The sequence below is a fragment of the Kitasatospora sp. NPDC057512 genome (assembly GCF_042802135.1).
In the GTDB taxonomy this organism is placed as follows: domain Bacteria; phylum Actinomycetota; class Actinomycetes; order Streptomycetales; family Streptomycetaceae; genus Kitasatospora.
In genome coordinates this window covers 1-2,438 of the sequence record NZ_JBHVET010001002.1, presented here as the reverse complement: position 1 = coordinate 2,438, position 2,438 = coordinate 1, and the positions used below count along the sequence as shown (strand labels likewise).

Genomic DNA, 2,438 nt, shown 5'->3' with positions numbered 1-2,438 from the left:
GACGAGGTCCCGGCGCCGTTCCGGTACGGCACCCGGCCCGCTGAACCCTTGCGCGGCGTGCGGCCCGGCGTCCCCGTACCGGGGCTCAGGGCGAGGAGGTCTGGGCGCCTTCCAGTTCGCCGAGGGTGACGTCGGCGGTCTTGGTGCCGCCGTCCCGGGTGTAGGTGACGGTGACCTTGCTGCCCGGGGTGAGCGAGGCGAGCGCGGTGGTGAGCGCGTTCAGCGAGTCGACCTGGGTGTCGCCGATCCTGGTGATGACGTCGCCGGCCCGGAGCCCCGCCGAGGCCGCCGCCCCGCCCGGGGTGACCGCCACGATGACCGCGCCGGCCGGCTGGAACTGCTGGTTGAAGCTGGTCCGGGCGGTGATCCCGAGCGCGGCCCGGCCGGAGTTGGTGACCTTGCCCTGCTTGATCAGCTGGTCGGCGATGTTGGTGATGGTGCTCGCCGGGATGGCGAAGCCGATGCCGGGGGCGGCCGCGCCGTTGCTCTGCGGCTCGGTCGCGGCGAGCGTGTTGATGCCGATCACCTTGCTGTCCAGGTTCACCAGCGCGCCGCCGCTGTTGCCCGGGTTGATCGCCGCCGAGGTCTGCACCATGTTGCCGATGGTGGCGCCCGGCGAGCCGGGGCCCTGGGGCTCGGAGACGGTCCGCCCGGTGGCCGAGACGATGCCCTGGGTGACGCTGCTGGAGAGCCCCAGCGGGCTGCCCATGGCGAGGGTGATCTGGCCGAGCTGGACCTTGCCCGAGTCGCCGAAGCTGGCCGGCCGGAGGCCGCTCGGCGGGTTGTTCAGCCGGATCACCGCGAGGTCGGAGTCGGGGTAGCTGGCGACCAGGCCGGCGTCCAGGGTCGTGGTGCTGTTGGCGAGGGTCACCGTGAAGGTCTTCGCGGAGCCGACCACGTGGGCGTTGGTGACGATGTCGCCCTTGTCGTCGTAGACGATCCCGGAGCCGAGGCTGTCGCCGGTGGTGATCTGCACCACGGAGGGCAGCACGTTGGCGATCACCGCCTGGTAGGCGTCCTGCAGCTGGGTCCCGCCGTTCGACTGGCCGGACGTCGCGGAGGCCTGGGTGGAGCCGGGGGCCGAGGGCGAGCCGGTGGCGGCGACGGTGGCGGAGGAGGACGAGCCGCTGCTGCAGCCGGCCAGCGCCAGCGCGGCCGCCACCGCGACCACGACCGCTGCCGGCAGCCGCCCGCCGGGCAGGGGGCTGGGGTGTTCCTTGCGACGGTGCACCTGGCTGCCTCCGATTCGTCACCACGCCAGGGGGCGCGGGCATGAGCGCACGGAAATCCTTGTCAGCTTTTCACCGTTTTGTCCGCTTTGTGGCCCCGACTCGCCCGAACGTGGTGCTCGGATCCGAACGCGGGTGCGCCGGAGATCCCCGAGGCACGGCCCCTAGGATCGGCACATGACTTGGTTGATCACCGGCGGTGCCGGATACATCGGCGGACACGTCGTCCGACAGCTGCTCGACGCCGGGGAGCGCGTCGCCGTCCTGGACGACCTCAGCACCGGCGACGCCTCCCGGCTGCCGGCCGGCGTCCCCCTGATCGAGGGCTCCACCCTGGACCGCGCCGCCCTGGACGCCGCGATCCGCGAGCACGGCGTCGAGGGCATCCTGCACTTCGCCGCCAAGAAGCAGGTCGGCGAGTCCGTCGAGCAGCCGTTCCTGTACTACCGCGAGAACATGATCGGCCTCCAGACCGTCCTGGAGGCCGCCGCCGAGGGCGGGGTGAAGCGCTTCCTCTTCTCCTCCTCCGCCGCGGTCTACGGCATGCCGGACGTCGACCTGGTCACCGAGTCCACGCCCTGCGCCCCGATGAGCCCGTACGGCGAGACCAAGCTGGCCGGCGAGTGGCTGGTCGCCGCGGCCGGCAAGGCCCACGGCATGTCCACCGTGGCCCTGCGCTACTTCAACGTGGCCGGCGCCGCCTCACCCGAGCTCTCCGACGCCGGGGTGTTCAACCTGATCCCGATGGTCTTCGAGCGGCTCACCGCCGGCGAGGCCCCGCGGATCTTCGGCGACGACTACCAGACCCCGGACGGCACCTGCGTCCGCGACTTCATCCACGTCTCCGACATCGCCTCGGCGCACGTGGCGGCCGCCAAGCGGATGGCCGCCGACCCGGCCGGCGCGACCTCCCTGGTGCTGAACATCGGCCGCGGCGAGGGCGTCAGCGTCAAGGAGATGCTGGCCGTGATCGGCAAGGTCACCGGCTACGACACCGCCGCCGAGGTGACCCCGCGCCGCCCCGGCGACCCGGCCCGGGTGGTGGCCTCCGCCGACCTGATCCACCGCGAGCTGGGCTGGACCGCCCGTCACGACGTGACCGAGATGGTCTCCTCCGCGTGGGACGGCTGGTGCAGCCGCCACCCCGGGGCCCGCAGGGCCTGATCCGACGGCGCCCGTCCGGCGGTGTCCGCCCCGCGGTTCAGCGGG

General features: G+C 72.8%; 2 protein-coding genes. One reads left to right on the top strand and one right to left on the bottom strand.

Going from position 1 to position 2,438, the window contains the following annotated elements; all coding sequences use genetic code 11:
• Positions 1 to 85: 85 nt before the first annotated feature.
• Complete coding sequence (locus tag ACFU6K_RS36780; RefSeq protein ID WP_380670663.1) at positions 86 to 1,201, bottom strand: S1C family serine protease; 1,116 nt, start codon at positions 1,199 to 1,201, stop codon at positions 86 to 88.
• 205 nt (positions 1,202 to 1,406) lie between these two features.
• Here ACFU6K_RS36780 and galE point away from each other — a divergent pair, with 205 nt between their 5' ends.
• Positions 1,407 to 2,393 carry a UDP-glucose 4-epimerase GalE gene (galE, locus tag ACFU6K_RS36775; RefSeq protein ID WP_380670661.1) on the top strand — a complete coding sequence of 329 codons (987 nt, stop codon included), beginning with the start codon at positions 1,407 to 1,409 and terminating at the stop codon, positions 2,391 to 2,393.
• Positions 2,394 to 2,438: the final 45 nt, after the last annotated feature.